The sequence below is a fragment of the Amycolatopsis alba DSM 44262 genome, assembly GCF_000384215.1.
In the GTDB taxonomy this organism is placed as follows: Bacteria; Actinomycetota; Actinomycetes; order Mycobacteriales; family Pseudonocardiaceae; genus Amycolatopsis; species Amycolatopsis alba.
Genome location: NZ_KB913032.1, coordinates 8,769,239 through 8,790,680, shown reverse-complemented (window position 1 = coordinate 8,790,680; position 21,442 = coordinate 8,769,239). Strand labels below are relative to the sequence as shown.

Annotated in this window: 18 protein-coding genes; 9 read left to right on the top strand and 9 right to left on the bottom strand. The window is 70.1% G+C overall.

Features of this window, described 5'->3' with window-relative positions; genetic code table 11:
• The first annotated feature begins 3 nt into the window (after positions 1-3).
• The 8 genes from AMYAL_RS0140685 to gntA all read left to right on the top strand — a co-directional run bounded on the left by AMYAL_RS0140685 (position 4) and on the right by gntA (position 8,622).
• Positions 4-2,940, top strand: a complete 2,937-nt coding sequence (locus tag AMYAL_RS0140685; RefSeq protein ID WP_020637062.1) for a type I polyketide synthase — start codon at positions 4-6, stop codon at positions 2,938-2,940.
• Complete coding sequence (locus AMYAL_RS0140680) at positions 2,937-3,782, top strand: 3-hydroxyacyl-CoA dehydrogenase family protein (protein ID WP_020637061.1); 846 nt, start codon at positions 2,937-2,939, stop codon at positions 3,780-3,782. Before AMYAL_RS0140685 ends, AMYAL_RS0140680 begins: the two co-directional genes overlap by 4 nt.
• Positions 3,783-3,971: 189 nt before the next feature.
• Positions 3,972-4,223 carry an acyl carrier protein gene (locus tag AMYAL_RS0140675; RefSeq protein ID WP_020637060.1) on the top strand — a complete coding sequence of 84 codons (252 nt, stop codon included), beginning with the start codon at positions 3,972-3,974 and terminating at the stop codon, positions 4,221-4,223.
• Between the two features lie 14 nt (positions 4,224-4,237).
• Complete coding sequence (locus AMYAL_RS0140670; RefSeq protein WP_020637059.1) at positions 4,238-5,377, top strand: acyl-CoA dehydrogenase family protein; 1,140 nt, start codon at positions 4,238-4,240, stop codon at positions 5,375-5,377.
• A complete protein-coding gene (locus AMYAL_RS0140665; protein WP_020637058.1) occupies positions 5,374-6,423 on the top strand; it encodes an HAD-IIIC family phosphatase in 1,050 nt (349 codons plus the stop codon). Before AMYAL_RS0140670 ends, AMYAL_RS0140665 begins: the two co-directional genes overlap by 4 nt.
• A complete protein-coding gene (locus AMYAL_RS0140660; RefSeq protein WP_020637057.1) occupies positions 6,420-7,166 on the top strand; it encodes a thioesterase II family protein in 747 nt (248 codons plus the stop codon). The genes AMYAL_RS0140665 and AMYAL_RS0140660 overlap by 4 nt, the downstream gene beginning before the upstream one ends.
• Entirely contained in the window at positions 7,163-7,921 is a 759-nt protein-coding gene (locus AMYAL_RS0140655; protein WP_020637056.1) for a 4'-phosphopantetheinyl transferase family protein, read from the top strand. Before AMYAL_RS0140660 ends, AMYAL_RS0140655 begins: the two co-directional genes overlap by 4 nt.
• Positions 7,918-8,622 carry a guanitoxin biosynthesis heme-dependent pre-guanitoxin N-hydroxylase GntA gene (gene gntA, locus AMYAL_RS0140650; RefSeq protein WP_020637055.1) on the top strand — a complete coding sequence of 235 codons (705 nt, stop codon included), beginning with the start codon at positions 7,918-7,920 and terminating at the stop codon, positions 8,620-8,622. Before AMYAL_RS0140655 ends, gntA begins: the two co-directional genes overlap by 4 nt.
• Positions 8,623-8,839: 217 nt before the next feature.
• Here the strand turns inward: gntA and AMYAL_RS0140645 are convergent, their stop codons facing one another.
• Together AMYAL_RS0140645 and AMYAL_RS0140640 are read right to left on the bottom strand one after the other, a co-directional pair.
• The gene (locus AMYAL_RS0140645) at positions 8,840-11,221 is read right to left on the bottom strand and encodes an ATP-binding protein (protein WP_020637054.1); all 2,382 of its coding nucleotides are present in this window, start codon (positions 11,219-11,221) and stop codon (positions 8,840-8,842) included.
• Between the two features lie 207 nt (positions 11,222-11,428).
• Positions 11,429-14,212 carry an AAA family ATPase gene (locus tag AMYAL_RS0140640; protein ID WP_020637053.1) on the bottom strand — a complete coding sequence of 928 codons (2,784 nt, stop codon included), beginning with the start codon at positions 14,210-14,212 and terminating at the stop codon, positions 11,429-11,431.
• A 173-nt stretch (positions 14,213-14,385) separates the two neighbouring features.
• On the opposite strand from AMYAL_RS0140640, the gene AMYAL_RS0140635 reads away from it, so the two are divergent.
• Complete coding sequence (locus AMYAL_RS0140635) at positions 14,386-15,003, top strand: TetR/AcrR family transcriptional regulator (protein WP_020637052.1); 618 nt, start codon at positions 14,386-14,388, stop codon at positions 15,001-15,003.
• Positions 15,004-15,013: 10 nt separating this feature from the next.
• Here the strand turns inward: AMYAL_RS0140635 and AMYAL_RS0140630 are convergent, their stop codons facing one another.
• The 7 genes from AMYAL_RS0140630 to fabG all read right to left on the bottom strand — a co-directional run bounded on the left by AMYAL_RS0140630 (position 15,014) and on the right by fabG (position 21,343).
• Positions 15,014-15,406 carry a DUF7715 family protein gene (locus AMYAL_RS0140630; protein ID WP_020637051.1) on the bottom strand — a complete coding sequence of 131 codons (393 nt, stop codon included), beginning with the start codon at positions 15,404-15,406 and terminating at the stop codon, positions 15,014-15,016.
• 83 nt (positions 15,407-15,489) lie between these two features.
• Complete coding sequence (locus tag AMYAL_RS0140625; protein ID WP_020637050.1) at positions 15,490-16,605, bottom strand: acyl-CoA dehydrogenase family protein; 1,116 nt, start codon at positions 16,603-16,605, stop codon at positions 15,490-15,492.
• Positions 16,602-17,783, bottom strand: a complete 1,182-nt coding sequence (locus AMYAL_RS0140620; protein ID WP_020637049.1) for an acyl-CoA dehydrogenase family protein — start codon at positions 17,781-17,783, stop codon at positions 16,602-16,604. The genes AMYAL_RS0140625 and AMYAL_RS0140620 overlap by 4 nt, the downstream gene beginning before the upstream one ends.
• On the bottom strand, positions 17,780-19,003 hold the full coding sequence (locus AMYAL_RS0140615) for an acyl-CoA dehydrogenase family protein (protein WP_020637048.1): 1,224 nt from the start codon (positions 19,001-19,003) through the stop codon (positions 17,780-17,782). Before AMYAL_RS0140615 ends, AMYAL_RS0140620 begins: the two co-directional genes overlap by 4 nt.
• A gap of 4 nt (positions 19,004-19,007) precedes the next feature.
• Positions 19,008-20,033 (bottom strand): phosphotransferase family protein, encoded by a 1,026-nt coding sequence (locus AMYAL_RS0140610; protein WP_020637047.1) that lies wholly within the window; start codon positions 20,031-20,033, stop codon positions 19,008-19,010.
• A gap of 92 nt (positions 20,034-20,125) precedes the next feature.
• A complete protein-coding gene (locus tag AMYAL_RS0140605; RefSeq protein WP_020637046.1) occupies positions 20,126-20,578 on the bottom strand; it encodes a MaoC family dehydratase in 453 nt (150 codons plus the stop codon).
• A 3-nt stretch (positions 20,579-20,581) separates the two neighbouring features.
• Entirely contained in the window at positions 20,582-21,343 is a 762-nt protein-coding gene (gene fabG, locus AMYAL_RS0140600; RefSeq protein ID WP_020637045.1) for a 3-oxoacyl-ACP reductase FabG, read from the bottom strand.
• Positions 21,344-21,442: the final 99 nt, after the last annotated feature.

Here is a 21,442-nt window from a genome sequence, read left to right as displayed (position 1 = left end):
CCCATGACCACGCGAGAACGGGACACCGGCGACGACATCGCGATCGTCGGCATGGCCGGGAACTTCCCCGGCGCGCCCGACATCGGCAAGTTCTGGGCCGATCTGTGCGCCGGCCGCGACGGCATCACCCGGATGACCCGCGACGAACTGCTCGCCGCGGGCGTCCCCGCCGAAGTGGCCGACGACCCCGCGTTCGTCCCCGCGGCGGGCCTGCTGCCGGGGATCGACCGCTTCGACGCCGACTTCTTCGGCTACGACCGGGCCGACGCCGAACTGCTCGACCCGCAGCACCGGCTGTTCCTCGAATGCGCGTGGCACGCGCTGGAGGACGCGGGCGTCGACCCGGACCGGATCGAAGGCCTCGCCGGGGTGTTCGCCGGCGGCGCCCCGAGCACCTACCTGCTGTCGAACCTGCTCTCCAACGACGTCACCGCGCTGACCGTCGGCCCGGACCAGCTGATCCTGCAGAACGAAAAGGACCTGATCGCGTCCCGGCTGTCGTACGCGCTCGACCTGACCGGTCCGTCCGTCAGCGTCCAGAGCTGCAGCTCGACCGCGCTCGCCGCCGTCGCGCAGGGCTGCTCCAGCCTGCTCACCGGCGAGTCCGACCTGGTGGTCTCCGGTTCGGTTTCCGTTGTCGTGCCGCAGGAACCGGGCTACCTCTACCGCGAGGGCAGCCGGTTCGCGCCCGACGGGATCAACCGGATCCTCGACGCGGGCGCCAACGGCAAGGTCCCCGGCAACGGTCTCGGCGTCGTCGTGCTGCGGCGGCTGGAGGACGCGCTGGCCGACGGCGACCGCGTCTACGCGGTGATCCGCGGCTGGGCCATCCACCACGAGGGCAACCGCGCGCGGCAGGGGTTCAACCTGCCGGGCGTACCCGGTCAGGCCGCCGTCGTCGCCGAGGCGATGGCCGCCGCCGACGTCGAACCCGCCGAGATCGACCACATCGAAGTGTCCACATTGGGCACTCCGTTCGGCGACGTCGCCGAGATCTCCGCGCTGCAGAAGATCTTCGACGTCGACGACGTCGAGCGGGTCACGCTCGGCTCGATCGACGCGAACCTCGGGCACATCAACCAGGCGGGCGGTATCGCCCGCCTGATCAAGGCCGCGCTGGCGCTGCACCACGAGAAGCTGCCGCCGGCGGTCAACTTCGAGAAGCCCAATCCGCAGCTGGCGCACAGCGGCGACAAGCTCGTTGTCCAGGCGGAACTGGGCGACTGGCCGCGCGGGGAACGGCCGAGGCTGGCCGGGGTCAGCGCGTACGGCTTCGGCGGCACCGACGCTCACGTCGTCATCGAGGAGGCACCGGAGGACTGCCCGGAGCGCCCGGACGCCCGGCCGCATCAGCTGCTCGCGTGGTCCGCGCGGACCCCCGAGGCGGCCGACGCGATGACCGGCAGGCTCGCCGCGGACCGTCCTGAGTGGACGGATCTCGCCGACGTCGCCTACACGCTGCACAACGGCCGGAAGGCTTTCGACCACCGCCGGATGACGGTCGTGTCCTCTGTGGATGACGCCGCCGACGCGTTCGGGTCCGAGACCAGTGTGGTCGCCGAAGCGGGCTCGAAGCCGCGGAAGGCGGCTTTCCTGCTGGCCGGGGTCGGCGAGCAGTACCGCGGCATGGCGGGCGGGCTGTACGCAAGCGAGCCGGAGTTCAAGGCCGCCGTCGACGAATGCGCCGCGCTGTTCAAGGCCCAGCTCGGCACCGATCCGACGGAAAGCCTGCACGGCGAACGCGGTTCCGACGGCGGAGACCTCGCCCGGCTGCTGGGCCGCGCGACCGACGCCGAGGACGCGTCGCCGTCCGTTACCCAGCCCGCCGTGTTCACCCTCGGCTACGCGCTCGGGCGCCTGCTGCGCGCCTGGGGTGTCCAGCCGTCCGTGCTCGCCGGGTACAGCGTCGGCGAGTTCGCCGCCGCCACCCTCGCGGGCGCCCTCACCCTGGCGGAGGCCACCGCGCTGGTCGCCACCCGCGCGAAGCTGATCGAGGAGTTGCCCGAAGGCTCGATGGCCGCGATCCCGCTGGGCGCCGCCGAACTCACCGCGCTGGTGGGCGACGTGACCGCGTTCGGCGTCGACGTCGCCGCGGTGAACGGGCCGCGGATGATCGTGGTGTCCGGCGCGGGCGACGGCGTCGAGAAGCTGGCCGCCGCGCTCGCCGAACACGGCGTCCCGGCCCGGCCGCTGCGCACCACGCACGCCTTCCACTCGCGGGCCCTGCGGCCCGCCGCCGCCGAACTGACCGCGTGGGCGCGGAAGAACCTCACACCGCGCGAGCCGGAAGTGCCGTACCTGTCGAACGTCACCGGCGCGCCGATCACCGTCAAACAGCTGAACGATCCCGGCTACTGGGCCGAGCACATGTGCCGTCCCGTGCGCTTCGCCGCGATGATCGAGCATCTTGCCAGTCATTCCCCGGATACCGTGTTGCTGGAACTGGGAGCCGGGCAGTCGCTCGGCTCGATGTTCCGCGGCCACCCCGATTTCCCCCAGACTTCGTGGTCGCTGCTGGTACCCACCCTGCCCGGCGAGGCCGACCCCCGCCAGGACACGGCCGTGCTCACCGAAGCGCTCGGCCGGGCCTGGCTGTCCGGGGCGGACATCGACTGGCGGGCCTATCACGACGGCCGTGACCCGCGGAAGACCACGCTGCCCGGTTATCCGTTCCAGCGCGACCGCTACTGGATCGAGCCGACCCAGGCCGCCGCCGACGTCGCGCTCGGCGCCCGGTCCACGCGGCCGGTCTACCTGATCGAAGGCGAACTCGACGTCACCGCCCGTGATCTGGCCGCCCGGCTGGGCGCCGAACTGGGCGCGACCGTCGTGTTCGCCGAAGAGCACCCCGGCGGCGCCGACGCGGTGCGGGCCGCCCACGGCAGGCTCGACGGCGTGCTGGACCTGACCACGAGCAACGCAGCCAAGGAGGAACGATGACCCTCGTCGGAGTCGTCGGCGCCGGTGTGATGGGCACCGGGGTCGCGCAGAATCTCGCCACCAGCGGGCACGAGGCCGTGCTCATCGACGTCGACCCCGGCAAGCTGGCCGACGCCCGCGACCGGATCGAACTCGAATGCCGGATGAGCCGCATGCTCGGCGGCCCGGAGATCGACGCGGCCGAGGTGCTGGGCCGGATCACCTTCGGCACCGAACTCGAACTCCTCGCCGAGGCCGAGGTGGTGATCGAGAACATCACCGAGAACTGGGACCTGAAGTCCCGCCTGTACCCGAAACTCGACGAGGCCTGCAAAGCCGACACCGTGTTCGTCGTCAACACCTCCGCCATCCCGATCACCAAGGTCGCCGCGCTCACCCAGCGCCAGGACAAGGTGATGGGCGTCCACTTCATGAACCCCGTGCCGATGAAACCGTCGTGCGAGTTCATCCCCGGCTACCACACCAGCGAGTCCACAAAGGACATCGTGCGCGAGCTGCTGCTGTCGATGGGGAAGAAGCCGATCCCGGTCAACGACGCTTCCGGATTCGTCTCCAACCGCGTGCTCATGCTCACCGTCAACGAGGCCGCTTTCCTGGTCCACGAAGGGGTCGCGGACGCGGAGACGGTCGACGAGGTGTTCCGCGGCTGCTTCGGGCATCCGATGGGCCCGCTGGAGACCGCCGACCTGATCGGCGTCGACACGATCCTCTACAGCGTCGAGGTGCTCTACGACGAGTTCAACGACAGCAAGTACCGCCCCTGCCCGCTGCTCAAGCAGATGACGGCGGCCGGCCTGCACGGCCGCAAGAGCGGCAAGGGTTTCTACAACTACAGCGGCTGACGCGGGGCTGCGGGTATGTCGCGAAAGCCACTTTCGCGACGTCTGATGTCCCGAAAGTGGCTTTCGCGACACGGTCGCCTGGTCTACCGGGGCCTGCCGCACCTCTTCTCGCGACAACCACTATCCGGTACGCCGCGGGCCCTCGGCCCTCAAGCAGACCTTCTTCCTTTTACGAGAGAGGCATCCACCATGTCGCAGGACGTCAACGGCGAGATCCGCGCCTTCATCGGGGCGAAGTTCCCCAGCCTGTCGTTCACCGACGAACAGGACATCTTCGCGCTGGGTTTCGTGAACTCCCTGTTCGCGATGGAGCTGGTCATGTTCATCGAGAAGGCGTTCGCCACGCGGATCCCCAACGAGGAGCTGAAGCTGGACAACTTCCGCAGCGTCACGCGGATGACCGAGCTGGTCGAGCGGCGCACCGCCGCGGCCGCGCACTGAACGGAGAGAACGACGTGAGGGCGAGGACACGGCCCGAAACCCCTGAGGTAGAGGCGGTCGGGCGTTTCGTCGACGAGGAGGTCTGCCCGCACGCGGACGGGTGGGACCGGGCCGAGAACATCCCCGGTGACGTGCTGCGGCGGGTGGGGGAGCTGGGACTGTGGGCCCCGTTCCTCCCCGTCGAGGCCGGCGGCGCCGGGCTGGACATGGTCACCCTCGGGCGGCTGCACGAGGAGGTCGGCCGCGGCTGTTCATCGCTGCGGAGCCTGCTCACCGTGCACACGATGGCGACCGCGACGGTGCAGCGCTGGGGTGACGACGAGCAGCGCGAACGCTGGCTGCCCGAGCTGTCGGAAGGCACGACACTGGGCGCGTTCTGCCTGACCGAACCGGACCACAGCGGCAGCGATTCGACCGCCGCCGGAACAGTGGCGGTCGCCGAGAACGGCGTCTGGACCCTGCGGGGCCGCAAGACCTGGATCACCGGCGGCCAGGTCGCCGGGCTGTTCCTCGTGTTCGCGGGCACGGCCACCGGGATGAGCGCGTTCCTGGTGCCCGCGGACCACCCCGGAGTCCGGGTGACCCCGGTCCGGCACATGCTCGGCACCACGGCGAGCATGCTGGCGACCATCGAGTTCGACGACGTCCGGCTCGACCCGTCCGCGCTGGTGGGGCCGCCGGGCTGGGCGGCGGGCACGGTGATGACCGGCGCGCTCGACCTCGGTCGCTACAGCGTGGCGTGCGGCTCGGTCGGCATCGTGCGGGCGGCGCTGGCCGCTTCGGCCGCCTACACGTCGGCGCGTTCGGCGGGCGGCGGGCTGCTGCGGGACCTGCCGCAGATCCGCGCCAAGATCAGCGAAATGGTCACCGCTCGCGACGCCGCGCGGCTGCTGTGCGAGAAGGCGGGACGGCTCAAGGACGCGGGCGATCCGGCGACCATCATGGCGACCTGGGTCGCCAAGTACTTCGCGTCCACGGCCGCGGCGAAGGCGGCTTCGGACGCGGTGCAGATCCACGGCGCGAACGGCTGCGGCCCGGACTATCCGGTGGCCCGGCTGTACCGCGACGCGAAAGTCATGGAGATCATCGAGGGCAGCACCCAGATCCAGGAGCTGACCATCGCGGACGAGGCGTACCGGGAGGTGTCGGGATGACCGGGATTCTGGAGAAACCCAAGCGGGGCCGCATCAAATGCGTGGTGTGGGACCTCGACAACACACTGTGGGACGGCACCCTGCTGGAGGACGGCGAGGTCACCGTGCGCCCCGAAGTGGTCGCGGAGATCAAGCGGCTCGACGAGCTGGGCGTCCTGCATTCGGTGGCCAGCCGCAACGACCACGAAGCGGCGATGGCGCGGCTGAAGGCGGCCGGGCTCGACGAGTACTTCCTGTACCCGCAGATCAGCTGGAACCCCAAATCCGGCTCCGTGGAACGGATCGCGAAGGCGCTCAACATCGGCCTCGACGCGATCGCGTTCGTCGACGACCAGCCCTTCGAACTGGAGGAGGTCGCGCACGCGCTGCCGTCGGTCAAGACGGTCGACGTTGCCAAGCTGGGGGAGACCCTGGCGTCGGAGGAGTTCCGGCCCAAGTTCGTCACCGACGAGTCGCGGGTGCGCCGCGAGCTCTACCGCGCGGCCGCCGTGCGGGAGCAGGTCGAACAGGACCACGAAGGCACCAGCGAGGAATTCCTGTCCACTTTGGACATGAAGTTCACGATCGCCCGCGCGCAGCGGGAGGATCTGCAGCGGGCCGAGGAACTGACCGTCCGCACCAATCAGCTCAACTCGACCGGCCGCACCTACTCCTACGACGAACTGGACGAGCTGCGGACCTCGCCCGACCACGTGCTGCTCGTCGCGTCCCTTTCGGACAAGTACGGCGGCTACGGCAAGATCGGGCTCGCGCTGGCCGAACGCGGCGAGGAGGCCTGGCATCTGCGGATGATGCTGATGTCGTGCCGGGTGATGTCGCGCGGGGTCGGCACGGTCCTGCTCAACCACATCATGGGGCTGGCGAAGGAGGACGGCGCGAAGCTGCGCGCGGACTTCGTCGAGACCGGGCGCAACCGGGTCATGTACGTGACCTACGCCTTCGCGGGATTCTCCGAGATCTCCCGTGACGGTGACAGGCTCGTCCTGGAGTCCGACCTCAGCACGATCCAGCCCCCGCCGTCCTATCTGACGATGGAGCTGCGATGACCGTACCGATCACGACCCGGCCCTGGCTGCCCGGCGGGATCCCGCCGGGCGGCGCGACCAGGCTGTTCTGCTTCCCGCACGCGGGAGCGAGCGCGGCGGTCTACCGCGAATGGGTCCTCGCGGCGGACGACGAGCTGGCCGTCCTGCCGGTTCAGCTGCCCGGCCGGGCCGAACGCGGCCGCGAGACGCCGCACACCGACGTCGAAAGCCTGGTCGACGCGGCCATCGACGGTCTCGGCGACGCGCTGACCGGGGACTTCGCGTTCTTCGGGCACAGCGTCGGCGCACTGACCGCGTACCTGCTCACCCGCAGGCTCGCCGAGCGCGGGGCCACGCTGCCGAAACACCTGTTCGTGTCGGGAAGGGCGGCGCCGCAGCTGCCCGACACCCGGCTCCAGCTGCGGGACCTGCCAGACGAGCGGCTCGCCGCCGAACTCCACGCTCTCGGCGGGCTGCCGGACGTCCTGCGGCGCGAACGGGAACTGCTGGCGCTGTTCCTGCCGCTGATGCGGGCCGACCTGGCGGTCAACGAGACGTACCGGCATGTGCCGGGGGAGCCGTTGCCGGTGCCGCTGACCGTGTTCGGCGGCGACCGCGACCCGCGGGCCGATCTGGACGAACTGTCGGCGTGGCTCGAACTCGCCGCCGACTCGGCGATGGTCACCTACCCCGGCGGGCACTTCTACCTCGAACAGCGCGTACCGGAGCTGCTCGGGGTGATCCACCGAAAACTGGGCCGATGACGACGCAATGGTTCTCGGCCTGGAAACAGCCTTCGGGCGCGCTGGGCGAGCGGCTGCGCCCCGGCCGGGACGCGCACGTGTGGCGGATCCCCCTCGCGCGGGTGCTCGCCCCTGGCTCGGCCGAGGTCTACGGCCTGCTCGGCGCGCTCTCCGAAGACGAGCTGCGCCGCGCGGCCGCCATCGCGGTGGACGAAGAACGGGCCCGGTTCCTGGCCTCGCATGTCGCGCTGCGCGACATCCTCGCCTCGTACACGGGCGCCGCGCCGTCCGCGCTGCGCTTCACGCGGGACGGCGACCGCCCGGCACTGGCAGGTGAGACGGGGATCGAGTTCAGCCTGTCCCGCTCCGGCGCGCTGGCGCTGGTCGCGGTCACCGCCGGGGTCCGGGTCGGCGTCGACATCGAAGAGGTCCGGGAGGTCGACCACGACGGCCTGGCCGCCCGGACGCTGCGTCCGGAAGAGGCCGCCACCGTGCGCGAGCCGCTGGCCTTCTTCCGGTACTGGACCTGCAAGGAGGCCTATCTCAAGGTCGACGGCACCGGCCTGGCCGGACTGCCGGGCCCCTCCTTCACCCTCACCGGCGGTGACGTCGTCTTCGACGACCGTCCTGAGTGGACGATCACGGAACTGGACGCCGGCGCCGGCAACGCGGCCGCGCTGGCCGTCCCGGCGCGCCCGGTCACCGTGCGCGCCTTCGACTGGCTTCCCGGCAGGCAGCGAGCAGCCGGGGAGCACCGGAAAGGCGGAGTGAAATGAGCGACCCGAAAGCGGAGCTCGAAGCGTTCATCCAGACCACGGAGTTCAGCTGTCTCGGCGCTCGCGCGGCGCTGAAAAAGGGCTCGATCGTCCACGGCCACTACCCGGCGCTGGGGGATCCGGAATCGGCGCGCGCCCACTACCGCGACATGCTCGGCTACGCCCGCGGTATCCGGCCCACGTTGTCGGACAAGAGTTTCCGCACCTTCGTGTCCACCTTCGAGGAACCCGGCGGTGTTCTCGACGAGGAGGAGTACGAACGCCTGCTGTGGCGCCATCTCCAGCTCATCCACGACATCGACAGCCGCACCTACGGTCTCGACGAAGGCGCGACTTCCGACCCTGACGAGCCGAACTTCGGGTTCCACGTCGCCGGGCACTCGTTCTTCGTCGTCGGCATGCACCCCGGCTCTTCCCGCGCGAGCCGCCGGTTCTCGCGGCCGGCGATCGCGTTCAACTCGCTGATGCAGTTCATGTTGCTGGGGGACAAGTTCTTCTCGATGCAGGACGCGATCCGCAAACGCGAGACGACCAACAACGGCTCGGTGAACCCGAGCTTCACCACCTACGAGTACCAGATGCCGTCCCGCCACTTCTCCGGCCGGATGACCGAAGAGGACTGGAAGTGCCCGTTCACCTCGCGGCACGAGCCTTCGTCGGTCAAGTACACCTCGGACGTGATGCAGCGCCCCACCGGCTGACCCTGGTCACGACGTCAGCCCCCGGCCGCTTCGGCGACCGGGGGCTTTCCCGTGACCAGACCCGTAACTCGCGTGCTTGAAGCCGCAACTCGCGTGATCAGACCCGTGACTCGCGTGATCAGAGACGGAACTCGTCCAATCACGCGAGTTCCGTCTCCAATCACGCGAGTCCCGTGTTCAATCACGCGAGTCACGCGTGTGGGCCCGGCCGAAGCCGTCAGGCGAGGGCTTCGACGCGGCGCACGGCGGGGCGGCGGAGCAGCGCGGTGCGGGTCGCGCGCGGGATCCGCTGGTAGACCAGCTCCCGCAGCGTCGCGCGGCGGAACGTGTAGCCGGCGTCGTCGTCTTCGCGGCGCAGCACCGAGAGGCTCGCGAGCCGGGACAGGGTCCCCTCGATCTCGACGGTGTCCCGGCCGCAGACCGCGGCGACGTCCTCGGCGGTGAACGCGTCACCGGTGAGACTGGCCGCCTTCAGCAGGGATTTCTCGGCGGCGGGCAGGTTGTCGAGCTGCGCGGCGAGCGTCCGGCGGACCAGCGGGGGCGTCATCGCCTGGCCCAGTCCCGGAAACGGGGCGGTCCGGCCATGCACCCCCTGGGCGTACGCGTGCGCGAACCGGGGGTTCCCGCCGATCCTGGCGATCAGGTCCTGCCTGCCGCGGATGAGCCGGGCGGTGCCGGGCAGCAGCTTGTCGAGCAGTTTGCCGACGGCGTCGTCGGAAAGCGGGGCGAGGGTCACCGTCGTGCCGCAGCGCTCGCCGTGTTCGGCTTCGAGCAGGCCGGGCCGGGCGGACGCGACGATCAGGACCGGCAGTCCCGCGCAGGACTCCCCGAGCCGGTCGACCGCGTCCTGGGTCTCGGGTCCGGCGCGATGCAGGTCGTCGGCCAGCACCACCAGCGGCCCGTAGGCGGTCAGTTCGCCGGCGGCGGCCCGGAGTGCCGAGTCGCCGCCCTCGGTACGCAGTCGCGAGGCGGTCTGGGGGAGCAGCCCCGGCACGACGGCGAACGCTTCGGTGACGTCGGCGCCGGCGTCCAGCACCCTGATCCGGGGTTGCCCGGAAAGGGTTTCGGCGAACTCTGCGAGGAGCCGCGACTTGCCGATGCCGGGCTCGCCGAGCATCGTCACCCGATGCGGGCGGCCGCCGCGTTCGACGAAGCCGAGCAGGTGGCTCAGCAGATCGAGGTCGTGGTCCCGGCCGACGAAGCCGCCGGGATCGGCGGGCTCCGCCACCGGGTGCTGGCGTGCGGAAACGGCGTGCCACCAGCCAGGCGAGTCTTCCGACGCCTCGTGCACCACGGCGGGCTCGGAAGCCTCGCGGACCGCGTCCGACACCCGGATCCGGCCTTCGGGCGCGCGCAGCGCCGAACGGACACAGCGGTCCAGCACGGGGCCCGCCACCTGACCGGGACCGGCGGCGGTGAACTCGACGAGGACGTCGCCGCTGTCGACGCCGATCTGGGTGGCGATCCCGGCGGTGGTCAGCCGGTCGTGGATCCGCAGCGCGGTCCTGGTCGCGTGGACGGCGTCGTCGTCATCGGTGCGGGGGAGACCGAACAGGGCCAGCACGACCGGACCCGATTCCCCCGGCAGGTACGCGCCCGCGGCGAGGGCCTCCTCCTCGACGACGGTCCGCAGCCTCGCCTGTACCTCGACGGCCTCTTCCGGGTCGTCGTCCGGGGTGGCCAGGGCGACCCCGATCGCGACGACCGGCTTCCGCTCGCTCTCGACGGGCTCCGTGCGGGGCAGTGCGATCACCGGGGCGGGAGTGAACGGCAGCGGTTCGACCACCGGTGCGGGCACCGGCTCGGACGCGGGACGCGGTGCCGGATCCGGGCGCCGGGTGAGCAGGGTTTCGTCGTGCTGGAGGATCGCGCGTTCCAGCTCGCGCAGCTCCTTGCCCGGCTCCAGGCCGAGGCCCTCGGCGAGGCTGGCCCGCGTCGCGCGGTAGACCTCGAGGGCGTCGACGTGACGGCCGCAGCGGTAGAGCGCGGTCATCAGCTGGGCGTTGAGCCGCTCGCGGTTCGGGTTGGCCTCCGCCATCCCGCGCAGGTCGGTGAGCACCTCGTGATGGTGTCCCCGGTCCAGCTCCAGGCCGAAGAGATCCTCGTGGAGGGCGATCCGCTGGTCCTCCAGCGCGACCAGTTCGGGCCACACCACGCCGGTCTCGGTGAGGTCGGCGAGCACCGGGCCACGCCACAGCGCGAGCGCGTCGCGGTAGGCCGAGACGGCCCGCTCGACGTCGCCGCCCGCCTGCGCCGTGCGGCCCTCGGTGGCGAGCCGCCGGAACCGGGAGACGTCGACCTGGTCGCTGTCGACCCGCAGCAGGTAGCCGGGCGCGTGGGTGAGCAGCATGGCCTGCTCGGTGGCGCCGGTCCGCTGGGCCAGCGTGGCGCGCAGCCCCGAAACCGCGTTCTGCACCATCTTGCGCGCGGTGGCGGGGATCTCGTCCGCCCAGATCGCCTGCAGCAGGGTGCTGGTGGCGATGACCTCGTTGTGGCGCAACAGGAGATAGGCGAGCACGGCTCGCTGGGTCGCCCCGCGCAGCACGACCGGACGTCCGTCGTGCACGACGTTGAAGGGGCCGAGTAGATCGAAACGCACGGGGTCACCACCTTGTTCAGGACTTGCGAAGACGATCTCCACCGTGGCCCCGCACCCCGCCTCCCGACAACGTTGTGGCGCGGATACTGGCTCAGTGCCAGTGGCACCCGAGAACGATGCCAGTTACCGCCCGATGTGTTGACTGTGGACGTCTCCACTGCTAAACGCGCGCGCCCCTCCACGCGTTCAGTCCGCTGAATGCGGGATTCAGGTGCGGTATTCGCCGGTCAGGATCGCGGCCGCGAGCTCCACCCGTGATGTGTACCCGGTCCGGGAGAACAGCCTGCTGAGCCTGCCCTCCACGCTCTTCTCGCTGGTTTCGAGGACGACCGCCAGCTGCCGGTTGGTGAGGCCCTCGGCGACGAGGATCGCCAGCAGCCGTTCGTTCTCGGCGGTCGTCTCCGTGCGGCCTGGACCGGCGAAGCCGTTGTCGCGCAACATTTTCCGCACACGGCCTCGCCAGAACCAGGCGCCGACCTCGCCGAACAGTTCGTACGCCTCGGTCCACGACTGCTCGGGCCGGTGCCCGGCGAGGCCTGCCTGCAGGAGTGTCATCGCCGACTCGTACGGGACGTCGCGGCGTTCGCGGGCGATGGCCGCGGCGCGCCGGGCCGCGGCGGGTTCGCGGTGGACCGCCGCACGTGCCAGGTGGTGATTCTGGTGCGCGCGGGCGGTGTCGAGCTGGGTCGCCGTGCGCGCCGCGCGTCGCACCCAGTGTTCCCCTTCGCGCTGCTTGTTCCTTGCCAGCGCGGAGCGCGCCAGGTCGGCCCAGAGGTCTTCGGTGCCCAGGACGTAGCCGCCCGCGTCGGCGCTGCGCGCGGCCGAGTACAGCAAGGCGTCGGCGCCTTCGGTGTCCCCGAGTTTGCTGAGCACGGTGAACTCGGCATGGTCGAGCGTGTGCCGCATCCCGGAGGGACGGCTGTCGGCGGCGAGTGTCCTGGCCCGTGAGAGCCAGCCCTGCGCGCCGAGGATCCGGATCGCGCATTGCGTCAGCAGGTAGTGCAGCGGTCGCGCCGGATCGGTGCCGCCCAGCATGGTCCGGCGGGCCAGTTCCATCGCTTCGGGCCAGTCCCCGCCCAGGTAGTTCACCGCGAACCGGTTGGCGATGGGCAGCTGTTCGGCGTTCAGCCCGGATTCGGTGATCCGCCGTCGCGCCTGCCGGAGATCCCCCAGCTGCAACAGCATTTCCACTTCGAACCGGTGCTGTTCGACCTCGTACTGCGGCAAATGCGTGGACCGCCACAGTTCCGGATGCGCCATGAGGGTGTGCATCTGGGAGGTGTCACCGAGCACGACGCCGCAGGCCGCGAGGAACATCGTGCCGAAGTCGGCGGTGATGTGGTTACTGCCGGTCCATACCGCGCGTTCCCGTTCGAGCAGGTCCCGCGTCTCGATCCAGCGGTGGCTCAGCAGCAGCGCGTACGCCCGGTTGATCACCATCAGGGCGGGGTCGTCCGGCAGCACCGGTGACGCGCCCGCGGCGATCTCGGCGAGCTCACCGACATCGCCGCGGGCGGCGAGCCCGGAGATGAACACCGTCGACAGTTCCTGCGCCTGCGCCGGTTCGAGATGGCCGAGATGCTTGCAGAGCACCTGCCGCGCGCAGTCCCCGGCTTCGGCCGCCCGGTAGTGCAGCGCCTTGGCCGAGCTCAGCATCATCAGCACGGCCGTCCGCGCGGGCGGTTCGGTCACCCAGGACAACGTCGCGTGGAGCCAGCGTTCCGCCTTGGCGCCGTCGGTGAACAGGACCCGCTCGCCGTTCTCGAGCAGCTCGGCCGACGCACGGCGCGTGTCGACGAGTGACCCGGCCTGGGTGATCCAGTCGAGCACCAGATCCGGGTCGGAGGCGGTCGCGGATCCCGACCACACGGCGTGGATCGCTTGAGCGGCCAGGCTGCGCGAAGCATACGGCCCGATCCCGGTCAGCAGGGCGTCCCGGACGGCGGGGACCCGGAACCGGTGGCCGCCGCCGGGGTCCCGGATCAGGACGCGTTCGGCGACGAGCCTGTCCAGCACCGCGCGGAGGTCCTCCTCCCGGCGGCCGAGCGCGGTCGCGGCCAGCCCGGCGGCGGACGGGCCGAGCGGGCCGAGCACCGCCATCGTCTCGGCCACCTCCCGCACACCACCGCCCGCCTCGGTGACCGCCCGCAGAAGCGGATGGTCCTCGGTGGCCACCGGCCGGTCGACCCTGTCGACCCGGTAGGCGGTGCGGTCGACGATCCGCAGGGCCCCGGCCGCCCGGTAGCCCTGCACGAGCGCGGTCAGCGCGGCAGGGTTGCCCCGTGCCGCGGTGTGCAGTTCGGTCACCAGGCCGTCGTTCGGCATGGCCGAGACCAGCCCGGTCAGCAGGGACCGCGATTGGGCTCGCGAAAGCGGCCGGAGGAACCGCAACTTCGCCCGGCCGCCCGCCCGCAGCCGGGCGAACGCGCCTTGCAGCGCGGGACTCCCGGACAGGTCGTCCCCCGCGCCGATCCGCAGCGTCGCGACCACGCTGATCGGCGTCTCCGCCGAACACCGGTGCAGCAGCGGGCTCACCAGCCGGGCGGTGTGCTCGTCGAGCCACTGCGCGTCGTCGACCAGGACCACCAGCGGGGTCTGCGTGCGCAGGAGGGCGAACACGGCCGTCGCGATCTTCGCGACGGTCTCCGGGGTCGGCGTGGTCTCGCCCGCCCTGGCCAGCATGGCCAGCACGGATCGCCGCGCGGGCTCCTCTTCGGCCCGGTCCGCGCCGAGGAGGACGAGAAGCCGGAAGATCGCGCCGTACGGGAGCGCCCGGTCGAGTTCGGCCAGCCGCAGCACCAGCACCTTGGCCGACGGGGTGAGTTCCTCGGCGAGCCTGTCGAGCACCGTGCCGCGCCCGCAGCCGGGTTCGCCGGCGAGCACGGTCAGCGGGGTCGCGCCGGGGTCGGCGTCGTCCCGCAGGATCTTGACCTCCTCGGTGCGGACGTCGGCCCGCAGTCCCGTCCCGGCGCTCGGGTGCCTGGTGCTCATGCGCCCAGTTCACCAGGATGGAGCCCGGCTGACCGTCACCCAACCGTATGAACCATGCCGCCGGAGCCGTCTCGAGCGGCCAGTGACCGGTAATTGCTTCCGGGCACCGGCGGTTCTCCGGCCATCGACAAACCGGCCGGTATGCTGAGAGTCCGCACGAGAAGGAGCCGGCCATGACACGAGCGACCACCCGGAAGGCCGAGGCGAGCGGCGAGGATCAGGCCGCCGTCCCGCGCCGTCTGTTGTCGCACGCCACGAAGCTCTTCGCCAAGAAGGGCTTCGACCGCACCTCCGTGCAGGAGATCGTCGAGGCGGCCGGGGTCACCAAGGGCGCGATGTACCACTACTTCGGCTCCAAGGACGACCTCCTTTACGAGATCTACGCCCGTGTGCTGCGCGCACAGACCGAGCAACTGGAAAAGGTGGCCTCGAGTGAGGCACCACTGCGGGAGCGGCTGCGGTCCGCCGGCTCCGACGTCGTCGTCAGCACGATCGACAACCTCGACGACAACACGATCTTCATGCAGTCCATGCACCAGCTCGGCGTGGAGAAGCAGAAGGCCGTCCGTGCGGAACGCCGCAAGTACCACGAGCGGTTCCGCACGCTGATCGAAGAAGGCCAGGAGTCCGGCGAATTCCGCGCGGACAAACCGGCCGACGTGATCGTCGACTTCTTCTTCGGCTCGGTGCACCACCTCGGTTCCTGGTACCGGCGTGGTGGCGCGCTCTCGGCCCGCCAGATCGGCGACCACTTCGCCGATCTCCTGCTGGCCTCGCTGCGACCCGAGTAACCGGGGACGTTCAGCCCGGTGACGCGGGGACGAGACGCTCGATGAACAGGTCGTATCGGCGTTCGAGCACCGTTCCCACCTCCCAGCCGAAGGCGAAGGAGAGCAGCCCCGCCGCCACTTCGTCGGCGGCGTCGGGCGGCCAGCCCTGCGCGGCCATGCTCGACCGCAACGCCTCGGTGTAGTCGGAGCAGGTGAAGCCGGGCAGTTCCACGACGAGCGCCGTCGTCGTCCCGTGGTGCGAGTTCAGCCCGGCGAACGACCGGCCGCAACCGCATTCGGAATCGGGTGATTCTTCGCCGTCTTCGCAGCACGGGGCGATCCAGATCAGTTCGCCTTCGATGCAGTGGTTGAAGTCGTTCTCCCGCGCACCCTGCGTTTTCGAGGTGGCCACGAGCAGTTTCATGATGACTCCCTGTTCGATCAGATGTTCGAACAGGTATACCGGCGGGGTCCGACACTTTCCGGGGCGGACCCCGCCGGGGGAGATCAGGCGGGCAGGTCGATCAGCGAGGCGAGGGCCGCGCGATGCCGCCCAGGGGTGCCCAGGGCGATCTCGTCGCTCTTCGCGCGCTTCAGGTACAGGTGCGCGGGGTGCTCCCAGGTCATGCCGATCCCGCCGTGCAGCTGGATCGCCTCTTCGGCGGCGTGGACGGCGATGGGGGAGTTCCTGGCCTGTGCCACCGCGACGGCGATCGCGACGTCGTCACCGGAAGCCAGGCAGTCGGCGGCGTAGCGCGCCGTCGCCCTGGCGTTGACCAGATCCGTGTACAGGTTCGCCAGCCGGTGCTTCAGCGACTGGAAGGAACCGACCTGACGGCCGAACTGGTAGCGCTCCTTGAGATAGCGCACCGTTTCGGTCAGCGCCCATTCGGCGATCCCGAGCTGTTCCGACGCGAGCAGCCCCGCCGCCGTCACGAGTGCCGTGTCCAGCGCGGACGTCGCCGCCGAGGAGGCGGCGACGCGTTTCGCGGCCACGTTCTCCAAGGTGACGTCGGCGATGCGCCGGGTCAGGTCCAGGGAAATCGCCTCGGTGACCGTCACGCCCGCCGAAGCCGCGTCGACCGTGTAGAGGCCGGGACCGTCGGGGCCCACCGCCGGGACGACGAGCAGCTCGGCCACCGAAGCGTCGGCGACGCTGCGGACCTGGCCGTCGAGCGTCCCGTCGGCGGTCGCGGTGACCGTCGAGGGGAACCCGGCGCCGGGCGTGGCCGACAGCGGTACCGCCAGCGCGCCGATGAGCGCGCCCGCGGCCAGTTTCCCGAGCCTTTCCGTCACTTCCGCTTGCGCAGTGTCGGTCGCCAGCAGGGCCGACGTCGCCAGGACGGCGCTGCCGAGATAGGGGACGGGGGCGACGCTGCGCCCGAGTTCCTCCATCACCACGGCGACCTCACGGGCCGAAGCACCGTGCCCGCCCAGCGCCTCCGGGACGGCCAGACCGGCCGCGCCGAGGTCGGCGGCGAGCGTGCGCCACAGTGCCAGGTCGTACGGTTCGGCCGTCTCGGTCCTGGTGATCAGGGACGCCGGTTCCACGCGGTCGGAGAACAGGTCGCGGACACTGGCCCGGAGGTCCTCTTCGACCTCGGAGTACAACAGGTCGCTCATCGGGGCAGGTCCTTCCAGGCGACGTCCTTGTCGATCCGCGGCTCGGACGGCAGCCCCAGCACGCGCTCGGCGATGATGTTGCGCAGGACCTCCGAGGTGCCGCCCTCGATGGAGTTCCCCTTCGCGCGCAGATAGCGGTATCCGGCCTCGCGGCCGAGGAAGTTCACGCCGTCCGGACGTCGCATCGTCCAGTCGTCGTAGCGCAGGCCTTCGTCGCCGAGCAGTTCGATCTCCAGCCCGGACGCGGCCTGGTTCAGCTCGGAGAAGGCGACCTTGACCGCGGAACCCTCCGGTCCGGGCGCGCCGGCGGCGAGTTGCTGCCGCAGCCGCGAACTCACCAGGCGCAGGCTTTCGCCCTCCACCCACAGTTTCAGCAGCCTGTCGTGCAGTTCCGAGGTCCGCAGTTCCGGACGTTCTCGCCAGGTCTCGGTGAGGACGCCGACCATCCCGCCGTCGCGCGGGAACTCGGTCCCGCCGATCGCGACCCGTTCGTTCATCAGCGTGGTCTGCGCGACCTTCCAGCCCTCGCCGACCGCGCCGAGGCGGTGCGCGTCGGGAATGCGGACCTCGCTGAGGAAGACCTCGTTGAACTCGGCCTCACCGGTGATCTGGCGCAACGGCCGGACCTCCACACCCGGCGCGGTCATGTCGCACAGGAAGTACGTCATGCCGCGATGCTTCGGCACGTCGGGATCGGTGCGGGTGACCAGGATCGCCCACTGCGACTTGTGCGCGCCCGAAGTCCAGACCTTCTGGCCGGTGACCACCCAGTCGTCGCCGTCGCGGACCGCGCGGGTGCCCAGCGCGGCGAGGTCGGAACCCGCGCCCGGCTCGCTGAACAGCTGGCACCACACCTCCCGCTCAGTCCACAGTGGACGCAGGAAGCGCTGGTGCTGCTCAGGGGTGCCGAAGGCGAGAATGGTCGGCGCGGCCATGCCGAGGCCGATCCCGATCCGCCGTTTGTCGTTGTCCGGCGCGCCCGCCGCCGCGAGCTCTTTGTCCACGACGGACTGGAGCGAACGCGGCGCGCTCAGGCCGCCCAGGCCCTCGGGGAAGTGGATCCACGCCAGCCCGGCGTCGAACCGCGCGTGGAGAAAGTCCTGGCGTGGCGTGCTTTCCGGCGGATACGCGGCCAGCAGCTCGGCCACGCGCCCCTTGAGTTCCTGAGGTGTCGTCACTTTGAAGCCTCCCCGCGGTACTTCTTCAGTTCACGGTGCGCCAGCGAGCGCTTGTGCACCTCGTCCGGACCGTCGGCGAGCCGCAGTGTCCGCACCTGCGCCCACATCTCGGCGACCGGGAAGTCCTGGCTGACCCCGCCCGCGCCGAACAGCTGCACGGCCTTGTCGAGGATCCACTCGACGGTGATCGGCGTGGAGATCTTGATCGCCTGGATCTCGGTGTGCGCGCCCTGGTTGCCGACGGTGTCCATCAGCCACGCGGTCTTGAGCACCAGCAGCCGCTGCTGCTCGATCTTGACCCGCGCCTCGGCGATCCAGTCCTGCACGACGCCCTGTTCGGCGATCGGCTTGCCGAAGGTCTCGCGCGAAAGCGCCCGGCGGCACATCAGTTCCAGCGCGCGTTCGGCCATGCCGATGGCGCGCATGCAGTGATGGATCCGCCCCGGTCCGAGGCGGGCCTGCGCGATGGCGAACCCGTCGCCTTCACCGGCGATGAGGTTCTCCGCGGGCACGCGGGCGTCCTCGAAGACCACTTCGGCGTGCCCGCCGTGGTCGCCGTCGGTGTAGCCGAACACGTGCATACCGCGTTTCACGGTCATGCCGGGGGTGTCGCGGGGGACCAGGATCATGCTCTGCTGCTTGTGCGGAGGGCCGTCCGGATCGGTCTTGCCCATCACGATGAAGATCTTGCAGTTCGGGTTCATCGCGCCGGAGATGTACCACTTGCGGCCGTTGATCACGTACTCGTCGCCGTCGCGGCGGATGCTGGTGGCGATGTTGCGCGCGTCGGAGGAGGCGACGTCGGGCTCGGTCATCGCGAACGCGGACCGGATCTCGCCGTCCAGCAGCGGCTGGAGCCACTGCTTCTTCTGCTGTTCCGTGCCGAACATGGTGAGGACTTCCATGTTCCCGGTGTCCGGCGCCGCGCAGTTCAGCGCGGTCGGCGCGAGCCGGAGGCTGCGGCCGGTGATCTCGGCCAGCGGCGCGTACTGAAGGTTCGTCAGGCCCGCGCCGTGGTCACCGGGGAGGAAGAAGTTCCACAGTCCGCGTTTGCGCGCCTCGGCCTTCAGCTCCTCGACGACCGGCGGCTGCGACCATTCGCTGTCGCGCTCGGCCAGCTGAGCTTCGAAGACGGCCTCGGCCGGATAGATGTGCGAATCCATGAACTCGAGGAGTTTCCCCCGCAGTTCCTCGGTTTTCGCGTCGAAGGCGAAGTCCATCCTGCTATCCCTCTTCCTTGAGAGTCTCATTGCCGTGCGCGATCAACGGGACGACGCCCGCTCCGATGCCGTCGAATCCGGCACCGACGGTCTGCCCCTTGCTGTAGCGGAGGTGGATGCCTTCCAGGATCACCGCGAGTTTGAAGAAGGCGAAGCCCACGTACCAGTTGAGCCGTGAGACGTCGCGGCCCGAACGCTCGGCGTACCGGGCGATGACCTCGTCGTTGCGCGGGTACCCCGGCGCGGAACTGGCGTTGGACACGAACTGCAGCGACACCTTGTCGCGTTCGGCGTAGGCCACCAGCAGCGCGAGGTCGGTCAGCGGATCGCCGAGGGTGGACATCTCCCAGTCCAGCACCGCGGTGATCCGGTCGTCGGCGTTCACCAGCACGTTGTCGAGCCGGTAGTCACCGTGGACGATCGACGGCCGCCCCGATTCGGGGACCGACGAGGCGAGCCTGTCGTGCAGCTCGTCGACGCCGGGGAGGTCGCGGCTGCGGTTGCCGTCGAGCTGCTTCTTCCAGCGCCGCAGCTGGCGTTCGAGGAAGCCCTCCGGACGGCCGAAATCGCCCAGTCCCACCGATTCCGGATCGACGGCGTGCAGCGCGACCAGGGTGTCGACCAGTTCGCCCGCGATCGCCTTCGTCCGGGCGGGGCCCAGCGCGGCCAGTTCGGTGTCCGAGCGGAAAGGGGTGCCCTCCACGAACTCCATCACGTAGAACCGCGAGCCGATGACGTCGGTGTCCTCGCACAGCAGCACGGTTTCCGGCACCGGGACGGCCGTGCCGTGCAGGCCGGAGATCACCCGGAACTCGCGGCCCATGTCGTGCGCGGTCGGCAGGACATGGCCCAGCGGTGGGCGCCGGACCACCCAGCGGGACCGGCCGTCGCCCACGATGTAGGTGAGGTTCGACCTGCCCCCTTCCACGACCTGGCCGCTCAGGTCGCCTTGGACGAGACCCGGCCGATGCTCGTCCAGATGGGCCTTGAGCCTGGTCAGGTCGAGGCCCGGCAGGTCGGTCTGGTTCATGGTGCCTCCAGCGTCGCGCTTTCCGGTTACAGTACCGACCAGTCGGTATGTCGGGTAGTGGCGGTCCGGCGAGGTGCCGGAGGTCACCTTTCTCAGGCGATCAGCCGGACGACCATCTCCGCCACACACGCCGGTTTCGGCTCGCCGTCGATCTCGATCGTCCACCGGACGATGGTCTGCTTGCCACCGGTGACGTCGGTGACCTCGATCAGTTCGGCGCCCGCCCGGATCTTCGAACCCACCTTGACCGGCTGGGGGAACCGGACCTTGTTCAGGCCGTAGTTGATGCCCATCTTGAGCCCGTGGACCCGGTAGAGCTTGCCGACGAAGCCCGAAATGAGCGAAAGAGTCAGGAAACCGTGCGCGATCGGCGCACCGAACGGGCCATCGGCGGCCTTCTCGACGTCGACGTGGATCCACTGGTGGTCGTCGGTGGCGTCGGCGAACAGGTTCACCCGTTCCTGGGTGAGCGTCAGCCATTCGCTGTAGCCGAAATGCTCGCCGACGGCGTTCTCGAACTCCTGCAGGGAGGCGAATTCGCGCATGACTCAGTCCTTCGGTCCGCCGGCGACGTAGATGACCTGGCCGGAGATGAACCCGGCGCCGTCGCTCACCAGGAACGACGCGAGATTGGCGATGTCGTCGGGGGTGCCGACGCGCTGCACCGGGATCTGCGACGCGGCCGCCGCCTTGAAGTCCTCGAACGACATGCCGATCCGCTCGGCGGTCGCCGCGGTCATGTCGGTGGCGATGAAGCCGGGGGCGATGGCGTTCGCGGTGACGTTGAACTTGCCCAGTTCGATCGCGAGGGTCTTGGTGAAGCCCTGCATGCCCGCCTTGGCCGCGGAGTAGTTGACCTGGCCGCGGTTGCCCAGCGCCGAGGTGCTGGACAGGTTGACGATGCGGCCCCACTTCTCCTGCGTCTGGTACTTCTGCACCTCGCGGGTCATCAGGAACGACCCCTTCAGGTGAACGCCCAGCACCGAGTCCCAGTCCTGTTCGGTCATCTTGAACAGCAGGTTGTCGCGGGTGATGCCGGCGTTGTTGATCAGTACGGTCGGCGCGCCGAGCTCCTCGGCCACCCTGGTCACCGCGGCCTCGACCTGCGCGGCGTCGTTGACGTCCAGCGCGACACCGACGGCCTTGCCGCCCTCGGCGACGATCGCCTCGGCTCCCTGCTTGACGCCCGCCTCGTCGAGGTCCAGCAGGCCGACGGCGAACCCGTCGGAAGCGAGCCGCTTGGCCACGGCCGCGCCGATGCCACGGCCGGCGCCGGTGACGATCGCTACGCGGGAGGGGTGTTCGGTCACGGGTCTACTCCTCGTCGTCGAGTGGAAGTGACGTCGAGTCTGCCGTACTAAGCGGTTGGTTTATAGAGACGCCGGGCGATGACACCGCATGTGACCCGA